The 21,081-nt window shown below is 66.4% G+C and carries 13 protein-coding genes; 8 read left to right on the top strand and 5 right to left on the bottom strand.

The window, feature by feature from the left end; translation table 11 throughout:
- The first annotated feature begins 8 nt into the window (after nucleotides 1–8).
- Nucleotides 9–560 carry a DUF2939 domain-containing protein gene (locus VG556_RS09125; protein WP_014647672.1) on the top strand — a complete coding sequence of 184 codons (552 nt, stop codon included), beginning with the start codon at nucleotides 9–11 and terminating at the stop codon, nucleotides 558–560.
- Between the two features lie 204 nt (nucleotides 561–764).
- On the opposite strand, the gene VG556_RS09120 is transcribed toward VG556_RS09125, so the two are convergent.
- From VG556_RS09120 to VG556_RS09110, 3 genes are all read right to left on the bottom strand, one after another.
- Nucleotides 765–1,709: a 5'-nucleotidase gene (locus tag VG556_RS09120; protein ID WP_100450314.1), complete on the bottom strand. Its 945-nt coding sequence runs from the start codon at nucleotides 1,707–1,709 to the stop codon at nucleotides 765–767.
- A 47-nt stretch (nucleotides 1,710–1,756) separates the two neighbouring features.
- Nucleotides 1,757–2,530 carry an NAD kinase gene (locus tag VG556_RS09115; RefSeq protein ID WP_032962058.1) on the bottom strand — a complete coding sequence of 258 codons (774 nt, stop codon included), beginning with the start codon at nucleotides 2,528–2,530 and terminating at the stop codon, nucleotides 1,757–1,759.
- A 280-nt stretch (nucleotides 2,531–2,810) separates the two neighbouring features.
- Nucleotides 2,811–7,787 (bottom strand): NAD-glutamate dehydrogenase, encoded by a 4,977-nt coding sequence (locus tag VG556_RS09110; RefSeq protein WP_046431556.1) that lies wholly within the window; start codon nucleotides 7,785–7,787, stop codon nucleotides 2,811–2,813.
- A 250-nt stretch (nucleotides 7,788–8,037) separates the two neighbouring features.
- On the opposite strand from VG556_RS09110, the gene VG556_RS09105 reads away from it, so the two are divergent.
- Genes VG556_RS09105 through VG556_RS09095 form a run of 3 tightly spaced genes read left to right on the top strand, consistent with a single transcriptional unit; the run spans nucleotide 8,038 to nucleotide 13,151 of the window.
- Nucleotides 8,038–8,694: a TetR/AcrR family transcriptional regulator gene (locus tag VG556_RS09105; protein WP_046431559.1), complete on the top strand. Its 657-nt coding sequence runs from the start codon at nucleotides 8,038–8,040 to the stop codon at nucleotides 8,692–8,694.
- Nucleotides 8,694–9,962, top strand: a complete 1,269-nt coding sequence (locus VG556_RS09100; RefSeq protein ID WP_032962064.1) for an efflux RND transporter periplasmic adaptor subunit — start codon at nucleotides 8,694–8,696, stop codon at nucleotides 9,960–9,962. The genes VG556_RS09105 and VG556_RS09100 overlap by 1 nt, the downstream gene beginning before the upstream one ends.
- 15 nt (nucleotides 9,963–9,977) lie before the next feature.
- Nucleotides 9,978–13,151, top strand: coding sequence for a multidrug efflux RND transporter permease subunit (locus tag VG556_RS09095; protein WP_046431562.1), 3,174 nt, complete (start codon nucleotides 9,978–9,980; stop codon nucleotides 13,149–13,151).
- A 151-nt stretch (nucleotides 13,152–13,302) separates the two neighbouring features.
- Here VG556_RS09095 and VG556_RS09090 read toward each other — a convergent pair whose 3' ends face one another.
- Nucleotides 13,303–13,590 carry a hypothetical protein gene (locus tag VG556_RS09090; RefSeq protein WP_046431564.1) on the bottom strand — a complete coding sequence of 96 codons (288 nt, stop codon included), beginning with the start codon at nucleotides 13,588–13,590 and terminating at the stop codon, nucleotides 13,303–13,305.
- A gap of 130 nt (nucleotides 13,591–13,720) precedes the next feature.
- On the bottom strand, nucleotides 13,721–14,869 hold the full coding sequence (locus VG556_RS09085; protein ID WP_049442456.1) for an acyl-CoA dehydrogenase family protein: 1,149 nt from the start codon (nucleotides 14,867–14,869) through the stop codon (nucleotides 13,721–13,723).
- A 153-nt stretch (nucleotides 14,870–15,022) separates the two neighbouring features.
- Between VG556_RS09085 and VG556_RS09080 the strand changes: the two genes are divergently transcribed.
- The 4 genes from VG556_RS09080 to VG556_RS09065 all read left to right on the top strand — a co-directional run bounded on the left by VG556_RS09080 (nucleotide 15,023) and on the right by VG556_RS09065 (nucleotide 21,070).
- The gene (locus tag VG556_RS09080; RefSeq protein ID WP_014037755.1) at nucleotides 15,023–15,952 is read left to right on the top strand and encodes an ArsR/SmtB family transcription factor; all 930 of its coding nucleotides are present in this window, start codon (nucleotides 15,023–15,025) and stop codon (nucleotides 15,950–15,952) included.
- Between the two features lie 13 nt (nucleotides 15,953–15,965).
- Complete coding sequence (locus VG556_RS09075; protein ID WP_014647681.1) at nucleotides 15,966–17,057, top strand: homocysteine S-methyltransferase family protein; 1,092 nt, start codon at nucleotides 15,966–15,968, stop codon at nucleotides 17,055–17,057.
- A gap of 57 nt (nucleotides 17,058–17,114) precedes the next feature.
- Nucleotides 17,115–19,799 carry a methionine synthase gene (gene metH, locus VG556_RS09070; RefSeq protein ID WP_100450315.1) on the top strand — a complete coding sequence of 895 codons (2,685 nt, stop codon included), beginning with the start codon at nucleotides 17,115–17,117 and terminating at the stop codon, nucleotides 19,797–19,799.
- Between the two features lie 86 nt (nucleotides 19,800–19,885).
- A complete protein-coding gene (locus VG556_RS09065) occupies nucleotides 19,886–21,070 on the top strand; it encodes an MFS transporter (protein WP_053494726.1) in 1,185 nt (394 codons plus the stop codon).
- Nucleotides 21,071–21,081: the final 11 nt, after the last annotated feature.

Here is a 21,081-nt window from a genome sequence, read left to right as displayed (position 1 = left end):
TGGTCAACATGAAGAAACTCACCGCACTCATTGTGCTGCTGGTCCTGGCCGTCGCCGCCTGGTGGTTCGGCGGCCCCTACATGACCGTCAATGGCCTGTCCAAGGCCATCGAGCAGCGCGACACCGCCCGACTGGAGCGTTACGTCGACTTCCCCCGCGTGCGCAGCAGCCTGCGTGCGCAGCTCAACGACTACCTGGTGCGCCAGGCCGGCCCCGACGTGGCATCCAGCCCGTTCGGCGCCCTGCTCTATGGGCTGGGCGACCAGCTTGGCGGTGCCGCAGTGGAGACCATGGTGACCCCGACCGGGATCGGCGCGATGCTGCAGGGCCACGTGCTGTGGAAGCGTGGCCGCAATGAACTGCAGGGCGGCGATGCCTTCGGTGCGACCGAACCGGCGCGGCCGCTGAAGCATGCCGAGCATCATTTCGAAGCACTGGACCGATTCGTGATCGACGTCGATCGCGGCCCCGGCCAGCCACCGTTGAAGGTGGTGCTGGAGCCGCAGGGCCTGCGCTGGAAGGTGGTGGACCTGCAGCTGGGAATGTCGGGCAGCCCTTGATCGGACCCGTGGCCTGACGGCAGTGCCAACCAAGGTTGGCAACTACCGGGGCATGTGGCTCTGGTAGATGCCCACCTTGGTGGGCATGTGGCTGTGGTAGATGCCCACCTTGGTGGGCATGTCGCTGTGGTAGATGCCCACCTTGGTGGGCATGGGTCCTAGGCAGCGCCAACCAGCGGTTGGCACCTACCGGTCGAGTCCGCCCTACCCCTCGTTGGCGACGCCGTGCGGCACGTGGCCGGCGGCCACATGCTCGCGGGCGCTGTCGATGTTGTGCTGCGAATCGTCGAAGAAGATGTCGGCACCGAAGGCCTGGAGGAACGGGCCCTTGTGACGGCCGCCCAGGAACAGTGCCTCGTCCAGGCGCACGCCCCACTCGCGCAGGGTGCGGATCACCCGCTCATGCGCCGGTGCCGAACGCGCGGTGACGAGCGCGGTACGGATCGGCGCGCTCTCGCCGGCCGGGAACACTTCCTGCAGCGTATGCAGGGCCGACAGGAAGCCACGGAAGGGTCCGCCGCTGAGCGGCTCGCGGGCGCGCTCGCGCTCGTGGCGGCCAAACGCTTCCACGCCCTGCTCGCGCGAGATGCGCTCGCTCTCGTCACCGAAGATCACCGCGTCACCATCGAAGGCGATGCGCAGCTGGCCGGCCGGGCGACCAGTATCGATCTGGTCGGCGGCTGCCGCAGCGGTCTCGCCCGGCGGCTTGGGCAGGATGGTTGCCGCCGCGATGCCATGACGCAGCGCGCTGCGCACCGATTCGGGGTTGGCCGACAGGAACAGGTCGGTACCGAACGGCTTCACGTACGGCCAGGTCGGCTCGCCGGCGGTGAAGGTCGCACGGATGATGCCCAGGCCGTAATGCTGGATCGAATTGAAGATGCGCAGGCCGGTATCGGCCGAGTTGCGCGACAGCAGGATCACCTCGACCCGCGGGTTCTCCGGGCTGGCGCCCTGGTTCAGCGCCAGCAGCTTGCGCACCACCGGGAAGGCCACGCCGGGGCCGAGGATATCGTCCTCGTGCTGGCGCTGGAATTCGGCGTAGGCCTCCACTCCATCACTTTCGAACAGCGCATGGCTTTCCTCGAGGTCGAACAGCGCGCGCGAGGTCACCGCGACGGTCAGCAAACGGGGGGAGTTGTCGCCCATCGGTGGGGGTCCTTCAAGCGGTCGGCGGGGCCGGCCGCCCATTGTCCTCAAAAAACGAACTGTTCGCTCAGGATCCGGTCTTCCAGGTTGTGCTCCGGGTCGAACAGCAGGGTCACGCGGCGGTCCTTCGACTCGCGGATGGTCACCTCGACCACGTCGCGGGTCTCGTGCGAATCCGCCGTGACGCTGACCGGGCGCTTGTACGGATCGAGCACGCGGAAGCGCACCTCGGTATCGGCCTTGAGGATCGCCCCGCGCCAGCGACGCGGCCGGTACGGGGCCAACGGCGTCAGCGCGATGGTGTGCGAGCCCAGCGGCAATACCGGGCCATGCGCGGAATAGTTGTAGGCGGTGCTGCCCGCCGGGGTGGCCACCAGCACGCCGTCACCGATCAGCTCGGCCACGCGTTCCTGGCCGTTGAGGTCGATGCCGATATGCGCGGCCTGCCGGGTCTGGCGCAGCAGCGAGACATCGTTGTAGGCCAGCGAACCGGTACTGGTGCCCGACTCGGTCAGCGCCACCATTTCCAGCGGGCGCAGGTTGGCCGGTTCGGCACGCGCAATGCGGGCCTGCACGTCGTCGTCGCCACGGTACTGGTTCATCAGGAAGCCGACGGTGCCCAGCTTCATGCCGAACACCGGCTTGCCCAGGTGCCCATGCCGGTGCAGGGTCTGCAGCATGAAGCCGTCGCCCCCCAGCGGACACAGCACGTCGGCCTGCTCCGGCGCGTGATCGCCATAACGCGAGACCATCGCGGCGCGGGCCATCTGTGCAGGTTCGGTGGCGCTGGCCAGGAAAGCGATGCGGGGGGTGTCGCTCATCGGTGGATCCGGGTGGGTATGCCAGCAAGAGCATACCCGGTAGTGCCGGCCGCTGGCCGGCAACCGCATGGACCGCAATCGGTGCAGCTGCCGGCCAGCGGCCGGCACTACCGGGCAATGCAGAACGGCCCCGCTTTCGCGGGGCCGTTCCTCCAACTGCTGCAGATCAGGAGCCCCCCTGAGTCAGGGGGGCGCGCCAACGGCGCGGGGGTCTGGGAGCATGGTTGGCATGGGGCCCACGGTTTGCAGAGCAAACCGTGGGGCGTCAGCGCGAATGCGCTTACGCACCATGCGCAGCCAGCTGGCCCAGGCGCTGCACCGCGACCGAAACGGTCGGGTAGTCCAGGGTCTTCTGCTCGGCCAGTTCGGCCAGCATCGCCAGGGTGAAGCGCAGGCTGCTGTCGTCGCGACCCATCCAGGCCGCCACCTTTGCTTCGGCACTGCTGCCCTTGGTACCCAGCACCTGGCCCGCCAGGTTGCGGTGGTTGGCGGCCAGCTCGTCACGCAGCACGCCACGTGCCACCGCGTGCCAACGGCCATTGACCTCCAGCGCATCGACCTGCTCGAACAGCCACGGCAGCTGCAGGGCATCGCCCAGGCGGAAGTGGACCTTGGACACGTCCACCGGCTTCAGCTTGCGGGTACGGGCCAGTTCGATGATGTCGAACGCCGGCTCCAGGAAGTGCAGTTCGGCCAGCTGCTGCGCCAGCGCGGACGGCAGGCCCTTTTCCTTCCACTCGGCCACCAGGGCTTCGTAGGTCGGACGCTGCGAATCCGGCAGCACACCCGAGGCAACGCGGATGTCGTTGAACGGGCCCTGGTAGCGGTTGACCGCTTCGGTGATGCCGGGCATCGCGCCGGGGCGCGACAGCAGCCAGCGCACGAACGAGCGCTGCAGCTTCCAGATCACTTCCAGGGCGTCGATCTGCACCGACTCCGGCACCTTGCCGTCGAGGGCATCGATCTGCGCCCACAGCGCGCGTGCATCCAGCGTTTCACGGCTGATGGTGTAGGCCTTGGCGACCTCGGCGATGGAACGGCCGGTGTCTTCCTGCATGCGCATCAGGAATGTGGCGCCCATGCGGTTGATGGTCTGGTTGGTCACGGCCGTGGCGATGATTTCGCGCTTCAGGCGGTGACGCTCCATTGCGTCGGCATACTTCTTCTGCAGCGGGGTCGGGAAGTAGCGCTGCAGTTCCTTGGACAGGTACGGATCTTCCGGGATGTCCGAATCCAGCAGCTGGGCGAATGCCACCAGCTTGGAGTAGGACAGCAGCACCGACAGTTCCGGACGGGTCAGGCCCTGGCCGCGCGCCTTGCGCTGCGACAGCTCGGCATCGGACGGCAGGAACTCGATCTGGCGATCAAGCAGGCCCTGCTGTTCCAGGGTACGGATGAAGTGCTGCTTGGAACCCAGGCGCTTGACCGCCATCCGCTCCATCAGGCTCAGCGCCTGGTTCTGGCGGTAGTTGTCGTTGAGCACCAGCTCGGCGACTTCATCGGTCATCGAGGCCAGCAGCTTGTTGCGCTGCTCGACGGTCAGCTTCTTGGCCCGCACCACATCGTTGAGCAGGATCTTGATGTTGACTTCATGGTCGGAGGTGTCGACACCGGCCGAGTTGTCGATGAAGTCGGTGTTGAGCAGCACGCCGGCCTGCGCGGCTTCGATGCGGCCCAGCTGGGTCATGCCCAGGTTGCCGCCCTCGCCCACCACCTTGCAGCGCAGCTCGCCACCGTTCACGCGCAGCGCGTTGTTGGCACGGTCGCCGACATCGCTGTGCTGCTCGCTGGCGGCCTTGACGTAGGTACCGATGCCGCCGTTCCACAGCAGGTCGACCGGTGCCTTCAGGATCGCGCTCATCAGTTCGTTCGGCGACAGCGCCTTGACGTTCTCGTCCAGGCCCAGCGCTTCACGCACCTGCGGGGTGATCTCGATCGACTTCAGGCTGCGCGGGTACACGCCGCCGCCCTTGCTGATCAGCTTGGCATCGTAGTCCGCCCAGCTCGAACGCGGCACGGTGAACAGGCGCTCACGTTCGACGAACGTGGTGGCCGCATCCGGGTTCGGGTCCAGGAAGATGTGGCGGTGATCGAACGCAGCCACCAGGCGGATGTGGCGCGACAGCAGCATGCCGTTGCCGAACACGTCGCCGGACATGTCGCCGACGCCGACCGCGGTGAAGTCCTGGCTCTGGCTGTCACGGCCCAGCGCACGGAAGTGGCGCTTGACCGACTCCCACGCACCGCGTGCGGTGATGCCCATGCCCTTGTGGTCGTAACCGACCGAACCACCGGAGGCGAACGCATCGCCCATCCAGAAGCCGTGCGCGATGGCCAGGCCGTTGGCGATGTCGGAGAAGGTCGCAGTGCCCTTGTCGGCGGCCACCACCAGGTACGGATCGTCCATGTCGTGGCGCACGACATCCACCGGCGGCACGATCTTGTTGTTGACGATGTTGTCGGTGATGTCCAGCAGGCCCTGGATGAACAGCTTGTAGCAGGCCACGCCGTTGGCGAAGATCGCATCACGGTCGCCGTTCACCGGCGGGGTCTTGGCGAAGAAGCCGCCCTTCGCGCCGACCGGCACGATGACGGTGTTCTTGACCATCTGTGCCTTGACCAGGCCCAGCACTTCGGTACGGAAGTCTTCGCGACGGTCCGACCAGCGCAGGCCACCACGGGCGACCGCGCCGAAGCGCAGGTGGGTACCTTCCACGCGCGGGCCGTAGACGAAGATCTCGCGGTACGGGCGCGGCTTCGGCAGGTCCGGCACCAGCGCCGAATCGAACTTGAAGCTGATGACATGGCCGTGCTGGCCGTTGGCATCGGTCTGGTAGTAGCTGGTACGCAGGGTCGCGTCGATCACGCCCATGAACGAGCGCAGGATGCGGTCCTCGTCCAGGCTGGACACGCGGTCCATCAGCTTCAGCAGCGCATCGCGCGCGGCCTGCATCTGCGCGTCGCGGTCACCCTTGCGGGCGTCGACCACGGTCTTGAGCACCTTCAAGGTGGCATCGTCACCGGCAGCCAGCACGTCGAAGTGGGCCTTCAGCTGGGCCTGGCCGGCGGCGATGTCGTCCTTGCTTTCGTGGCCGGTGGCCGGATCGAAGCGGGCTTCGAACAGCTCGACCAGCAGGCGGGCCAGCAGCGGGTAGCGCGCGAAGGTGCCTTCCACGTAGGCCTGGGAGAACGGCACGCCGGTCTGCAGCAGGTACTTGCAGTAGCCGCGCAGCATGGCGACCTGGCGCCAGTGCAGGCCGGCAGCCAGCACCAGGCGGTTGAAGCCGTCGTTCTCGGCATCGCCGTGCCAGACGCGGGCGAAGGTCTCGCCGAAGGCTTCATCGACACTGGCGGCATCGATCGCGCCGGCGGTCGACTCGACCTCGAAGTCCTGCACGTACACCGGGGCGTTGTCGACCGACAGGCGGTACGGACGCTCGGCGATCACGCGCAGGCCCATGTTTTCCATCATCGGCAGCGCGTCCGACAGCGGAATGTCGTCCAGCTGGCGATACAGCTTCAGGCGCAGGCCATCACCGCTTTCGCGCGGCACGGCCTGCAGGCTCAGGCGCAGGTCGTCCGGGCCGGTCAGGGCGTCGAGCTGGCTGACATCGTTGGCGGCAACCGCGGTGCTGTTGTCTTCGATGTAGCCGGCCGGCAGCGCCTTGCCGATACGGGCGGCGATGCGCAGGCCTTCGGTCTCGCCGTGGCGGGCCACCAGCGCTTCGCGCAGGTCGTCCTGCCAGTTGCGCAGCACCTGGGCCAGCTTCTGCTCCAGTTCGGCGGTATCGACGTCGAGCATCTCACCCGGCTTCGGGCGCACGATCAGGTGCACCTGGGCCAGCGGCGATTCGCCCAGCACCACCGAGCTGTCGACGTACTCGCCGTGCAGCGCGTCCTTCAGCATCGCTTCGATGCGCAGGCGCACGTCGGTGTTGAAGCGCTCACGCGGCAGGTAGACCAGCGCGGAGATGAAACGGCTGTACTTGTCGCGGCGCAGGAACAGGCGGCTGCGCACGCGCTCCTGCAGGCCCAGCACGCCCATCGCGGTGCGGAACAGTTCGTCCTCGCTGGACTGGAACAGTTCTTCGCGCGGCAGGGTTTCCAGGATGTGGCGCAGGGCCTTGCCACTGTGGCTGGCCGGGGCCAGGCCCGACTGCTTCATCACGTGCTCGTGGCGCTGGCGCACCAGCGGGATTTCCCACGGGCGGCGGTTGTAGGCGCTGGAGGTGAACAGGCCGAGGAAGCGCTGCTCGCCGATGATCTTGCCCTTGGCGTCGAATTCCAGCACGCCGATGTAATCCATGTAGCCAGCGCGATGCACGCGCGAACGGGCATTGGTCTTGGTCAGGATCAGCGCATCCTTCAGACCGGACGTGGTGTTCAGGCCCTGCGCGGCCAGGGTCTTGACCGGACGGGCGGCGGACTTGTCCTTGCCGCGCATCAGGCCCAGGCCGGTGTCGTTCAGCGGCGCCAGCACCTCTTCCTTGCCCTGCTTCTCGACGCGGTACTCGCGGTAGCCGAAGAAGGTGAAGTGGTTGTCGGCGGCCCAGCGCAGGAACTCCTGTGCTTCCTTGCGCGATGCGTCGTCGACCGGCAGCTGGCGGCTGCCGAGGTCGTCGGCCAGCGCCAGCGCCTTGTCCTTCATCGGCTGCCAGTCGCGCACGATCGCACGCACTTCGTCCAGCGCCTTGTTGATGGCCTGTTCGATGGCAGCCATGGCGTCGGCCGGCTGGCGGTCGATCTCCAGCAGCATCACCGACTCGGCATCGCCCTCGCCGACCTTGACCAGCTTGCCGGCCTTGTCGCGGGTGAAGCGCAGCACCGGGTGGCCCAGCACGTGGACACCCACGCCCTGCTCGGCCAGCGACATGGTGACGGTATCGACCAGGAACGGCATGTCGTCGTTGACGATCTGCAGCACGGTGTGCGGCGATTCCCAACCGTTGGCCTTCGCAGTCGGATTGAACACGCGGACGTTGGCCTTGCCGGCCTTGCGGGCACGGGCGAATTCCAGCGTCTCAGCCGCGAGCGCGGCCCACTCTTCAGCGCTGTGGTGCGGGAACTCGTCCGATTCCATGCGCTTGTAGAAGTCAGTGGCGAAGGCCACCGCTTCGGCCTGTGCGGCCGCGGGGTAGCGCTTGCGCAAGGCCGTGTACACCGGCTCCAGGGAGAAACCAGCGGTCACTGCGACCTCCGACTCTGCTGGTTTCGTCTTGTTTTTCACGGTCTTGGCTGCGGTTTTTTGCGGTTTCATGGCAGAGCGATGCGCTTGCTCAGTTGGGAAAATGAAATTGTAGCCCTACCGCACGAAAAGGCCTTGCTGCAGGACGGAATAAGCAGATTCGGGTTTGCTGCGGTTTAGACGCCTATTCAGTTCGCTCCGGTATGGAGCTGGCGTCTGCTTCAGCACTGCCGACAGGATCGGCAAAGCGTGTTACCGGAAGACACACGCGGCGACGCCGATTCGATTCCACAATCCTGAACTGGACGGTATAGTCCACCGCGTGAACCCGGCCTACCTCCCCGTTGCCCTCGACGCGCGCGATGAGCGCGTGTTCGATGCCGTGCGCAGACTGCTGGCCGAGCAGGGCATGCAGATGAGCATGGACGCGGTGGCCCAGCATGCCGGCTGCTCCAAGCAGACCCTGTACTCGCGCTACGGCAGCAAGCAGGAACTGCTGCGCCGGGTGATGCAGCGCCACGTCGGCCACGCCACCGGGGCCATGCTGCGTGCACTCCGCGGTGACGACCTGCGTGCCAGCCTTCTCCAGTTCGCCACCGACTTCCTGGAGCATTTCAACCAACCGCACGTAGGACAGGCCTGCCGGCTGATTGCAGCCGAGGCAGCCCAGTTTCCCGAAGAGGCGCGTACGCTTTACCGGCACGGTGCCGGCGCGCTGACGCTTCATCTTGCTGAATGGATTGAAACCGTTTGCATGCAAGGCCAGCTCCGGCATGACGACCCGCACTTCATGGCCGAACTGCTGCTGAGCATGATCGCCGGTCAGGATTTCGACAAACAGCGCTTCCATACCCCCCATCGTGATGACGCGCTCCTGCGTCGGCGCTGGGCAGAGTTCTCCGTCGACAGCTTCCTGCGCGCGTTCGCGCCACAGCCGTCGCCGGCCCCGTCTACAAACCAACCCCGGAGTTCCTCCTGATGACCGCCCCACTCCGCACCCTTGCCTTGACGTGCGCCGTTGCTGTCGCGCTGGCTGCCTGCAAGAAGCCGGAACAGCAGACGCCCCCGCCGCCGGAGGTGGGCGTGATCGACGCCAAGCCGCAGACCCTGCCGCTGCAGCGCGAGCTGGTCGGCCGCCTGTCGCCGTTCCGCAGCGCCGACGTCCGCGCACGCGTACCCGGCGTGCTGCTCAAGCGCGTTTACCAGGAAGGTTCGCAGGTCAAGCAGGGCCAGACCCTGTTCCTGATCGACCCGGCGCCGTTGCGTGCCTCGCTCAACGCCTCCGAGGCCCAGCTGGCTTCGGCCCGCGCCACCTACGCCAATGCCAAGGTCGCCGCCGATCGCGCGCGCTCGCTGGCGCCGCAGCAGTTCGTCTCCAAGTCCGACCTGGACAACGCCGAATCGGCCGAGCGCACCGCCCTGGCCGCCGTCAAGCAGGCCGAAGCGGCAGTGACCTCTTCGCGGATCAACCTGGGCTACGCCGAAGTGACCGCGCCGATCAGTGGCGTGGCCAACAAGCAGCAGGTCACCGAGGGCGCGCTGGTCGGCCAGGGCGATGTGACCCTGCTGACCACCGTTGACCAGCTCGACCCGCTGTATGTGAACTTCTCGCTGAGCGTGGATGAGCTGACCCAGCTTCGCGCGCAGCAGGCCAAGGGCTCGCTGGCGCTGTCCGGCGACGGCAAGGCCACGGTCAACGTCAAGCTGGCCGACGGCAGCACCTATGGTGAGCCGGGCACGCTGGACTTCTCCTCGACCACGGTCGACCCGGCCACCGGTGCGGTGTCGCTGCGTGCGCTGCTGCCGAACCCCCAGCAGATCCTGCTGCCGGGCGCCTTCGTCAGCTTCCAGGCCAACCTGGGCGAGCGCAACAATGCCTACCTGGTGCCGCAGCAGGCGCTGCTGCGTGACACCACCGGCGGCTACGTGATGGTGGTCGGTGCCGACGGAAAGGTGGTGCGCAAGAACGTGAAGACCGATGGCGCGCAGAACGGCAACTGGCTGGTCAGCGACGGTCTGGCCGCCGGTGACAAGGTGATCGTGGCCGGCGTGCAGAAGGTCAAGGAAGGTGCACCGGCGGTGGCCAAGCCGTGGACCCCGGGGCAGGACGCCAACGGCAAGCCTGCCGCAGGCGGCGCCGCTCCGGCGGGCGCAGCACCGGCGGCAGGCAAGGCACCGGCCGACGCGGCCAAGCCGGAACAGGCCGATGCGGCCAAGCCGGCCGCCACCGATTCGAACAAGCAGTAACGGGAACCTTCCGTCATGCCTAAATTTTTCATCGAACATCCAGTCTTCGCCTGGGTGGTTGCGATCCTGATCTCGCTCAGCGGCGTGATCGCGATCCTCAACCTGGGCGTGGAGTCCTATCCCAACATCGCCCCGCCGCAGGTCACCGTCTCGGCGACCTACCCGGGCGCCAGCGCGGACACCACCGAGAAATCGGTCACCCAGGTGATCGAGCAGCAGCTGACCGGTATCGATCACCTGCTGTACTTCAGCTCTTCGTCGGCCTCCAACGGCCGCGCGCAGATCACCCTGACCTTCGAGACCGGTACCGATCCGGACATCGCCCAGGTGCAGGTGCAGAACAAGGTGTCGCTGGCCACGCCACGACTGCCTTCGGAAGTGACCCAGCAGGGCGTGGTGGTGGCCAAGGCCAATGCCGGCTTCCTGATGGTGGTGGCGCTGCAGTCCGATACCCCGACCATCAACCGTGACGCCCTGAACGACATCGTCGGCTCGCGCGTGCTCGACCAGGTCTCGCGTATCCCCGGCGTCGGCAGCACCCAGCAGTTCGGTTCCGAGTACGCCATGAACATCTGGCTGAACCCGGAGAAGATGCAGGGCTATGGCCTGTCGGCCAGCCAGGTACTGGCCGCGGTACGTGCGCAGAACGTGCAGTTCGCCGCCGGTGCGCTGGGTTCGGACCCGTCGCCGGAAGGCCAGCACTTCACCGCCACGGTCTCGGCCGAAGGCCGCTTCAGCTCGCCGCAGGAATTCGAGAACATCATCCTGCGCGCCAACGCCGATGGCTCGCGCGTGCTGCTCAAGGACATCGCCCGCGTCGCCTTCGGTGCCAACAACTACGGCTTCGACACCCAGTACAACGGCAAGCCGACCGGCGCCTTCGCCATCCAGCTGCTGCCGGGCGCCAACGCCCTGAACGTGGCCGAAGCGGTGCGCGCCAAGATGGACGAGCTGCAGCCCAGTTTCCCGTCCGGGGTGACGTGGTTCTCGCCGTACGACAGCACCACCTTCGTCAAGATCTCGATCCAGGAAGTGGTCAAGACCCTGTTTGAAGCGGTCCTGCTGGTGTTCCTGGTGATGCTGATCTTCCTGCAGAACTTCCGCGCCACCCTGATCCCGACCCTGGTCATCCCCGTCGCCCTGCTCGGTACCTTCCTGGGCATGTGGATGATCGGCTTCACGATCAACCAGCTGACCCTGTTCGCGATGGTGCTGGCGATCGGCATCGTGGTCGACGATGCGATCGTGGTGATCGAGAACGTCGAACGCATCATGAGCGAGGAAGGCCTGGCGCCGAAGCCGGCCACGCAGAAGGCGATGACCCAGATCACCGGCGCGGTGGTGGCGATCACCGTCGTGCTGGCGGCGGTGTTCATCCCGTCCGCCCTGCAGGGCGGCGCCGCCGGTGAGATCTACAAGCAGTTCGCCCTGACCATCGCCATCTCGATGGCGTTCTCGGCGTTCCTGGCACTGGGCTTCACCCCGGCGCTGTGCGCGACCTTCCTCAAGCCGACGCACAACGACAACCCGAACATCGTCTACCGCACCTTCAACAAGTACTACGACAAGATCAGCCACACCTACGTGGGCCACATCACCTCGGCGGTGCGCCATGCGCCGCGCTGGATGATCCTGTTCGTGGTGCTGACCGCGCTGTGCGGCTTCCTGTTCACCCGCATGCCGGGCAGCTTCCTGCCGGAAGAAGACCAGGGCTATGCGCTGGCGATCGTGCAGCTGCCGCCGGGCTCGACCAAGGGCCAGACCAACGAAGTGTTCGCGCAGATGCGTGGCATCCTGGAAAAGCAGGATGGCTATGAAGGCATGCTGCAGGTGGCCGGCTTCAGCTTCGTCGGTTCCGGCGAGAACGTGGGCATGGGCTTCATCCGCCTGAAGCCGTGGGAGGAACGCAAGTTCACCGCGCCCGAGTTCATCCAGAACATGAACGGCGCGTTCTACGGCATCAAGGAAGCGCAGATCTTCGTGGTCAACCTGCCCACCGTGCAGGGCCTCGGCCAGTTCGGCGGCTTCGACATGTGGCTGCAGGACCGCAGTGGTGCCGGCTACGAACAGCTGACCCAGGCGCGCAACATCCTGCTGGGCAAGGCCGCGCAGAAGCCCGAAGCGCTGGTCGGCGTGCGTCCGAACGGGCTGGAGAACGCCCCGCAGCTGCAGCTGCACGTGGACCGCGTGCAGGCGCAGTCGATGGGCATGTCGGTGTCGGACGTGTACAGCACCATCCAGCTGATGCTGGCCCCGGTCTATGTCAACGACTTCTTCTACGAAGGCCGCATCAAGCGCGTGACCATGCAGGCCGATGGCCCGTACCGCACCGGCCAGGAGTCGCTGAAGAGCTTCTACAGCCCCTCCACCCTGACCCAGAACGCCGATGGCACCAACGCGATGATCCCGCTCAACACGGTGGTCAAGTCCGAATGGGTGTCGGCACCGCCGTCGCTGAGCCGCTACAACGGCTACTCGGCGATCAACATCGTCGGCTCGCAGGCACCGGGCACCAGCTCGGGCGAAGCGATGCAGACCATGGAGAGCATCGTCAACGACGACCTGCCGGCCGGCTTCGGCTACGACTGGTCCGGCATGTCCTACCAGGAAATCCTGGCCGGCAATGCCGCCACGCTGCTGCTGGTGCTGTCCATCGTGGTGGTGTTCCTGTGCCTGGCCGCCCTGTATGAAAGCTGGTCGATCCCGGTGGCGGTGCTGCTGGTGGTGCCGCTGGGCGTGCTGGGCGCACTGGGCCTGTCGATGCTGCGCGGCCTGCCCAACGATCTGTTCTTCAAGATCGGCCTGATCACCGTGATCGGCCTGGCCGCGAAGAACGCGATCCTGATCGTGGAGTTCGCGGTGGAGCAGCGCGCAGCCGGCAAGAACCTGCGCGATGCCACCATCGAAGCGGCCCGCCTGCGCTTCCGCCCGATCCTGATGACCTCGTTCGCGTTCATCATGGGCGTGATCCCGATGGCGATCTCCACCGGCGCCGGCGCCAACTCCCGCCACGCCATCGGTACCGGCGTGATCGGCGGCATGCTGTTCGCCACCCTGCTCGGCCTGCTGATGATCCCGGTGTTCTTCGTGGTCGTGCGCCGCATGCTGGGCGACAAGCTGGATGAACCGTCCAAAGAGTTCATGGAACGCCAGCGCGACGCGGATGCTGCACACCGCCCGGATCGTTGATCCGGCAGTGCGCTGAAACGAAAAGGCCCCGGAGCGATCCGGGGCCTTTTTCTTGCCGCCTTTGAATTCATGCCAACCAAGGTTGGCATCTACCAGGGCAACGGCATGCCCGGTAGCCGCCAACCTTGGTGGGCTCCGTTCGAGTCACGTCTCAGCGCAACAGCGCGACCACCACGCACACTGCCACGATTACCAGTGCAGCCCACTGCATCGGCACGAAAAAGAAATGATGGGGCGCCACTTCGCCCTTCTGCCGGGGTGCCCGGTTGAGCCACAGGCCCAGCAGCACGTTCACCGCCGCGCCAATGCTGGCACCCAGCAACACCTGCGAGAGTGGGGTGTTGCCCTTGGGGCCTGCGTGCGGGAAGAAATACGCCAGCAGCAGGATCGCTGCGATCGGCGTGATCAGTGTCAGGATTCCCCAACCACGATAGATCATCTGTGCAGACCGTATGGAAACGGCCTGCATTGGAACAGATCCGGCATCGTTCGGCCAAGAGCACAGCGCATCCACGCGTGGCGCGGATCGACCGGCCGCGCCGCCCTTGCAGCGGCGCGGCCGTTGCGTCTCAGCGCAGTCCGGTTTCGTTGCGGGCGATCACCAGGCGCTGGATTTCCGAGGTGCCTTCATAGATCTCGGTGATCTTGGCATCACGGAAGTAACGCTCCAGCGGCATCTCCTTCGAGTACCCCATGCCGCCGTGGATCTGCACCGCCTGGTGGGTGATCCACATCGCCGCTTCCGAGGCGGTGAGCTTGGCGATGGCGGCTTCGTTGCTGAAGCGCTTGCCCTGGCCCTTCACCCAAGCCGCGCGCAACGTCAGCAGCAGCGCTGCATCCAGCTTGCACTTCATGTCGGCAATCTTGGCCTGGGTCATCTGGAAGGTGCCGATGGCGGCACCGAAGGCCTTGCGCTCCTTCACGTACTCCAGGGTCGCTTCATAGGCGGCACGGGCGATGCCGATGGCCTGCGAGGCGATACCGATGCGGCCGGCATCGAGCACGCTCATGGCGATCTTGAAGCCCTCGCCTTCCTGGCCCAGCACGTCCTCGGCCTGCGCCACGTAATCGTTGAACTCGATCTCGCAGGTGGCCGAGGCGCGGATGCCCAGCTTGGGCTCGGTCTTGCCACGACCGAAACCGGCCTTGTCGGTATCGATGAGGAAGGCGGTGATGCCGCGCGCGCCCTTGTCCGGCTCGCTCATCGCGAACAGCACGATGTACTTGGCCACCGGGCCGGAGGTGATCCAGCTCTTCTTGCCATTGATGACGAAGGTGCCGTCGGCCTGTTTCACCGCGCGGCAGCGCATGGCAGTGGCATCGGAACCGGACTGCGGCTCGGTCAGCGCGAACGCGCCGATGGCGGTGCCTTCGGCGATGGCACGCACGTAGGTCTGCTTCTGCTGCTCGGTACCGTGGGTGAGGATGCCGTTGCAGAACAGCGAGTTGTTGACCGACATGATGGTCGAGTGAGCGGCGTCAGCGGCGGCGACCTCCACCATCGCCAGCACGTACGCAACCGGGTCCATGCCCGCACCGCCGTACTCGGTCGGCACTTCGATGCCCATCAGGCCGTTCTCGCCCAGCAGGCGGATGTTGTCCAGCGGGAACTCGCCGGTGCGGTCATGGTGCTCCGCGCTGGGGGCGATCTTTTCCTGCGCGATGCGCCGCGCCACGTCCTGCAGCATCAACTGCTCTTCGGTAAAGCTGAAATCCACAACACCCTCCCGGGTACATGAAGTTATGGGCCGCACACGGCGCGCCCAGGTGCTCCGATTGTACCGGGGGCCGGCTGCTTCCGTACGCTGGCGACTTGACCGCGGCAGGCCCTTTCGGCGAATATATCTCTATATCGCGATAGGTAGATATTTATGGATCTGGAAGACTGGTCGACCCGCCTGAAGGTGTTCGCCGATGCCACCCGCGTGCGCCTGCTGGCGCTGCTGGAGCAGGAGGAACTGACCGTGGCCGAACTGTCGGCAATCACCCGGCTGGCGCAGCCGCGCGTGTCCACCCACCTGGCGCGCCTGAAGGAAGCCGGCCTGGTCCGCGACCGCCGTGCCGGCGTGTCGGCCTACTACCGTTTCGACGAAGCCCAGCTGGACCCGGCGCAGCGTGCATTGTGGCATGCCTTGAGCAACGGAAGCGACGACCCGTTGCTGCGCCAGGATGCCGAGCGCGTGGCTGCAGTGCTGGCCCATCGCGCCTCTGACCAGAACTGGGCCGACAGCGTGGCCGGCGACATGGAGCGCCACTACTCTCCGGGCCGTACCTGGGAGGCGCTGGCGCGCACCGCCTTGCCGTTGCTGGAGACCGGCGACGTGCTGGACATCGCCTCCGGTGACGGCGTGCTGGCCGAACTGGTCGCCCCCCACGCCAAGCGCTACATCTGCATCGATACCAGCGCGCGCGTGGTCGCCGCTGCCAGCGAGCGCCTGCGCCGGCTGCCCAATGTGGAAGTCCGCGAGGGTGACATGCATGCCCTGCCGTTCAAGGACGGCAGCTTCGACCTGGTGGTGCTGATGCACGCGCTGACCTATGCCAGCAAGCCGGCGCAGGCCGTAACCGAAGCCGCACGCGTGCTGCGCCCGGGCGGCCGCCTGCTGTTGTGCAGCCTGGCCCGTCACGAGCACAAGGCAGCGGTGGAGGCCTATGGCCACGTCAACCTCGGCTTCAGCGACAAGGAGCTGCGCAAGTTCGTCGACAAGGCCGGCCTGCAGGTGTCCAGCCTGGAAACGGTCACCCGCGAGAAGCGTCCGCCGCACTTCGAAGTGATTTCGCTGATCGCCAACAAGCCCTGAGCCCGAGACCACCATGCCCGCCCTGCCCTGGTTGCATCCTGATCGTGCCAACGCCCTGCTCGACGCCCTGCGCGAGCGGATCCTGATCATCGACGGCGCGATGGGCACGATGATCCAGCGCCATGGCCTGCAGGAAGACGACTACCGCGGCGAGCGATTCGCCGGTGGCTATGACCATGCGCACGGTCCCGGCTGCGACCACGGCACGCCGGAAGGCCATGACCTGAAGGGCAACAACGACCTGCTGCTGCTGACCCGGCCGCAGGTCATCGCCGACATCCATACCGCATACCTGGACGCCGGGGCGGATCTGGTCGAGACCAACACCTTCAACGCCACTTCGGTCAGCCAGGCCGACTACCACCTCGAACACCTGGTGTACGAGCTGAACAAGGCCGGCGCCGCCGTTGCACGCGCCTGCTGCGATGCGGTGGCTGCGGCCACGCCGGGCAAGCCGCGCTTCGTGATCGGGGTGATCGGTCCCACCAGCCGCACCGCTTCGATCAGTCCCGACGTCAACGATCCGGGCTTCCGCAACACCAGCTTCGACGAGTTGCGCGACACCTATCGCGAAGCCATCGAGGGCCTGATCGATGGCGGCGCCGACACCCTCATGGTCGAGACCATCTTCGACACGCTCAATGCCAAGGCCGCGCTGTATGCGCTGGAGGAGGCCTTCGACGCGCGTGGTGCACGCCTGCCGGTGATGATCTCCGGCACCATCACCGACGCCTCCGGGCGCACCCTGTCCGGGCAGACCGCCGAGGCCTTCCATGCGTCACTGGCGCATGCGCGCCCGCTGTCGATCGGCTTGAACTGCGCGCTGGGCGCCGAGGCGATGCGCCCGCACGTGGAAACCCTCTCGCAGGTCGCCGACTGTTACGTCAGCGCACATCCCAACGCCGGCCTGCCCAACGCCTTCGGCGAGTACGACGAAACGCCTGAAGAGATGGCCACCACCCTGCGCGGCTTCGCCGAGGATGGCCTGTTGAACCTGGTCGGCGGCTGCTGCGGCTCCACCCCCGACCACATCCGTGCGATCGCCCGCGCCGTTGCCGGGCTGCCGCCGCGCGCCCTGCCCGGTGTCCAGGAGCAGGCCGCATGAATGTCGCCGCCACCGTTCCACACTTCCCGCCCTCCTGCTGTTGAGCCGACGCCCGCCATGACGCCTGTCCGCCCTACCCGCCTGTCCGGCCTGGAACCCCTGGTCATCACTCCGGACCTGCTGTTCATCAACGTCGGCGAACGCACCAACGTCACCGGCAGTGCGCAGTTCCGCAAGCTCATCAAGGAAGGCCGCTACGAAGAAGCGGTGGACGTGGCCCGCCAGCAGGTCGCCAGCGGCGCGCAGATCCTCGACGTCAACATGGACGAGGGCCTGATCGATTCGGAAGCGGCGATGACCCGCTACCTCAACCTGATCATGTCCGAGCCGGACATCGCCCGCATCCCGGTCATGGTCGACTCCTCCAAGTGGAGCGTGATCGAGGCCGGGCTGAAGTGCCTGCAGGGCAAGAGCGTGGTCAATTCGATCTCGCTGAAGGAAGGCGAGGCGCTGTTCCGCGAACACGCGCGCAAGGTCCTGCGCTATGGCGCCGCCGCGGTGGTCATGGCCTTCGATGAAAGCGGGCAGGCCGATACCTGCGCGCGCAAGGTCGAGATCTGCACCCGCGCCTACCGCATCCTGGTCGACGAGATCGGCTTCCCGCCGCAGGACATCATCTTCGACCCGAACATCTTCGCCGTCGCCACCGGCATCGAAGAGCACGACAACTATGCGGTGGACTTCATCGAAGCCACCCGCATCATCAAGCAGACCCTGCCGCACTGCCACGTCTCCGGCGGCGTCTCCAACGTCTCGTTCTCGTTCCGCGGCAACGAAACGGTGCGCCAGGCCATCCACTCGGTGTTCCTCTACCACGCCATCGCCGCCGGCATGGACATGGGCATCGTCAACGTCGGCGCCATGCCGATCTACGACGAGCTGGAGCCTGAGCTGCGCGAGCGCGTCGAGGACGTGATCCTCAACCGCCGCAGCGATGCCACCGAGCGCCTGCTGGAGATCGCCGAGCGCTACAAGGGCAGCAAGGGCGCGGCGAAGACCGAGGACCTGGCCTGGCGCGGGAAGCCGGTGGCGCAGCGCCTGGCACATGCGCTGGTGCACGGCCTGGATGCCTTTGTCGAGGAAGACACCGAGCTGGCCCGGCAGGCCTCCAGCCGCCCGCTGGACGTGATCGAGGGCCCGCTGATGGACGGCATGAACATCGTGGGCGACCTGTTCGGTGCCGGCAAGATGTTCCTGCCGCAGGTGGTGAAATCCGCACGCGTGATGAAGAAGGCGGTGGCCTACCTGCTGCCGTACATCGAGGCGGAGAAGGCACGCAGCGGTGATACCGCCAAGAGCAATGGCAAGATCATCATGGCCACGGTGAAGGGCGATGTGCATGACATCGGCAAGAACATCGTCGGCGTGGTCCTGGCCTGCAACAACTTCGAGGTGGTCGACCTGGGCGTGATGGTGCCGGCGCAGAAGATCCTCGATGCCGCCCGCGAGCACAACGCCGACCTGGTCGGCCTGTCCGGACTGATCACCCCGTCGCTGGAGGAGATGAGCCACGTCGCCCGCGAGATGGAGCGCCAGGGCTTCGACCTGCCGCTGCTGATCGGCGGCGCCACCACCTCGCGCGCGCACACCGCGCTGAAGATCGACCCGCACTACAAAGCGCCTACGGTGTGGGTGAAGGACGCCTCGCGCGCGGTGGGCGTGGCCCAGTCGCTGATCTCACGCGACCTGCGCGAAGCCTTCGTCGCCGCCAACGAAGCCGACTATGCCGAGATCCGCGCCCGCCACCGCAACCGTGGCGACGCCAAGCGCCTGGTGACGCTGGAACATGCGCGCGCGCAGAAATTCCAGGGCGGCTGGGACAGCTACACGCCACCGGCACCGGAACAACCCGGCCTGCACGTATTCGACGACTACCCGCTGGACGAGCTGGTCGACTACATCGACTGGACGCCGTTCTTCCAGGCCTGGGAGCTGGCTGGCAAGTTCCCGGCCATCCTCACCGACGAGATCGTCGGCACCCAGGCCAGCGAGCTGTACCGCGATGCGCGCGCGATGCTCGAGCGCATCGTCGGCGAGAAGTGGCTGACGGCCAAGGCCGTGTTCGGCCTGTGGCCGGCCAACAGCATCGGCGACGACGTCCGCGTGCAGCACCCGAAGGGCGAAACCACCCTGCACTTCCTGCGCCAGCAGGTAGACAAGCCGGCCGAGCGCCCGGACTTCTGCCTGGCCGATTTCATCGCGCCCCTCGACAGTGGCAAGCAGGACTGGATCGGCGCGTTCGCAGTCACTGCCGGTATCGGCATCGACGCGCACGTCGCGCGCTTCGAGGCCGAGCATGACGACTACAACGCGATCCTGCTGAAAGCACTGGCCGACCGCCTCGCCGAGGCGCTGGCCGAGCGCCTGCACCAGCGCGTGCGTACCGAATTCTGGGGCCATGAGCGCGCCGAGGCGCTGGACAACGACGCCCTGATCGACGAGCAGTATCGCGGCATCCGGCCGGCGCCTGGCTATCCGGCCTGCCCGGAACACAGCGAGAAACGGCGCCTGTTCGACCTGCTGCAGGCCGAAGCAAACGCCGGCATGGAATTGACCGAGAGCTTCGCGATGCTGCCCACGGCCGCTGTCTCGGGCTACTACTTCAGCCATCCGCAGAGCCAGTACTTCGTGGTCGGCCGGCTCAGCCGCGAACAGGTCAGCGACTACGCCCGCCGCAAGGGCGTGGACCGCGCCCAGGCCGAACGCTGGCTGGCCTCCAACCTCGACTACGACCCCGAATGACACAAAAAGGGGACGGAGGGGATTAAGTCGTTTATGCATTCGCGACTTAATTCCCTCCATCCCCTTTTTTGCCTCATCATTCCGCGATGACCGTTCCCGTTGCACGCCTCTCCAGCTTCTACCTGTTCTACTACGCGGCGCTGGGCGCGTTCACGCCGTACTGGAGCCTGTTCTTGAGCGCGCGCGGCATGAGCGTGACGGCCATCAGCGTGATGATGGGCCTGTGGTACGCCACCCGCGTGATCGCGCCCAGCACCTGGACCTCGCTGGCGGCCGCATCGCCACGACCGATCCGCCTGCTGCGCGCGGGCTGCGTGCTGACCCTGCTCAGCTTCGCGGTATTCCTGCTGCCGCTGCCACAGCCGTGGATGTACCCGGCGATGGTGGTGTTCTGCTTCTTCTACAACGCGGTGATGCCGCAGTTCGAGTCGATCACCCTCACCCATCTGGGCAACGACAGCCATCGCTACGGGTTGATCCGGGTCTGGGGCTCGCTCGGCTTCATCGCCGTCGTGACCCTGTTCGGCTGGCTGATCGAAGATGACGGCACGGCCAGCCACGCCGGGCTGCTGCCGTGGATGATGCTGCCACTGTTCGCGCTGCTGGTCGCCTCGGCCTTCAGCAACCACTACGCGCGCGGCGTCGGCAAGACCGGCGGCGACGCCAGCGGCTTCTGGCAGATCGTGCGCCGACCGCCGGTGCTGGCGTTCTTCCTGGCCGCCTTCATGGAGCAACTGTCTTTCGGCCCGTACTACACGTTCTTTTCGGTCTACATGGACCATCACGGCTACCGCACCTCCACCCTGGGCCTGTTGTGGACCATCGGTGTGGTCTTCGAAGTGGGCGTGTTCTTCACCATCGGCCGCTTCTTCCGCCGCTATGACGCCAGCTGGATGCTGTTGATCGCGCTGGTCAGTTCCTGCCTGCGCTGGGCCGTGACCGCACTGTTCCCGGAAAACCTGCCGGTGATGCTGCTGGCGCAGAGCGCGCACGCGCTGGGCTTTGCGGCGTTCTTCGCAGCAGCGATGCAGATGTTGGCGACCTACTTCCCCGGTCGCCTCAATGGGCATGGCCAGGGGCTGCTGTACGGATTCTCGTCCGGTGTCGGCGGTGTGCTCGGCGCACTCATTGCCGGCCAACTGTGGAAGATCGACGATGGTCGCACCGCGTTCCTGGCCGGCAGCGGCTTCGCCCTGATTGGCGCCCTGCTCTGTTTCTTCGCACTGAGCCTGCCGCTCATACGTGCGCGACGGAACAGCCACGCGCGCTGACCCCTGCCCGG

This window comes from Stenotrophomonas sp. CASM106 (genome assembly GCF_049384825.1).
Classification (GTDB): domain Bacteria; phylum Pseudomonadota; class Gammaproteobacteria; order Xanthomonadales; family Xanthomonadaceae; genus Stenotrophomonas; species Stenotrophomonas muris.
The sequence above is the reverse complement of the archived record's forward strand: the minus strand, read 5'-3'. Positions and strand labels throughout refer to the sequence as shown.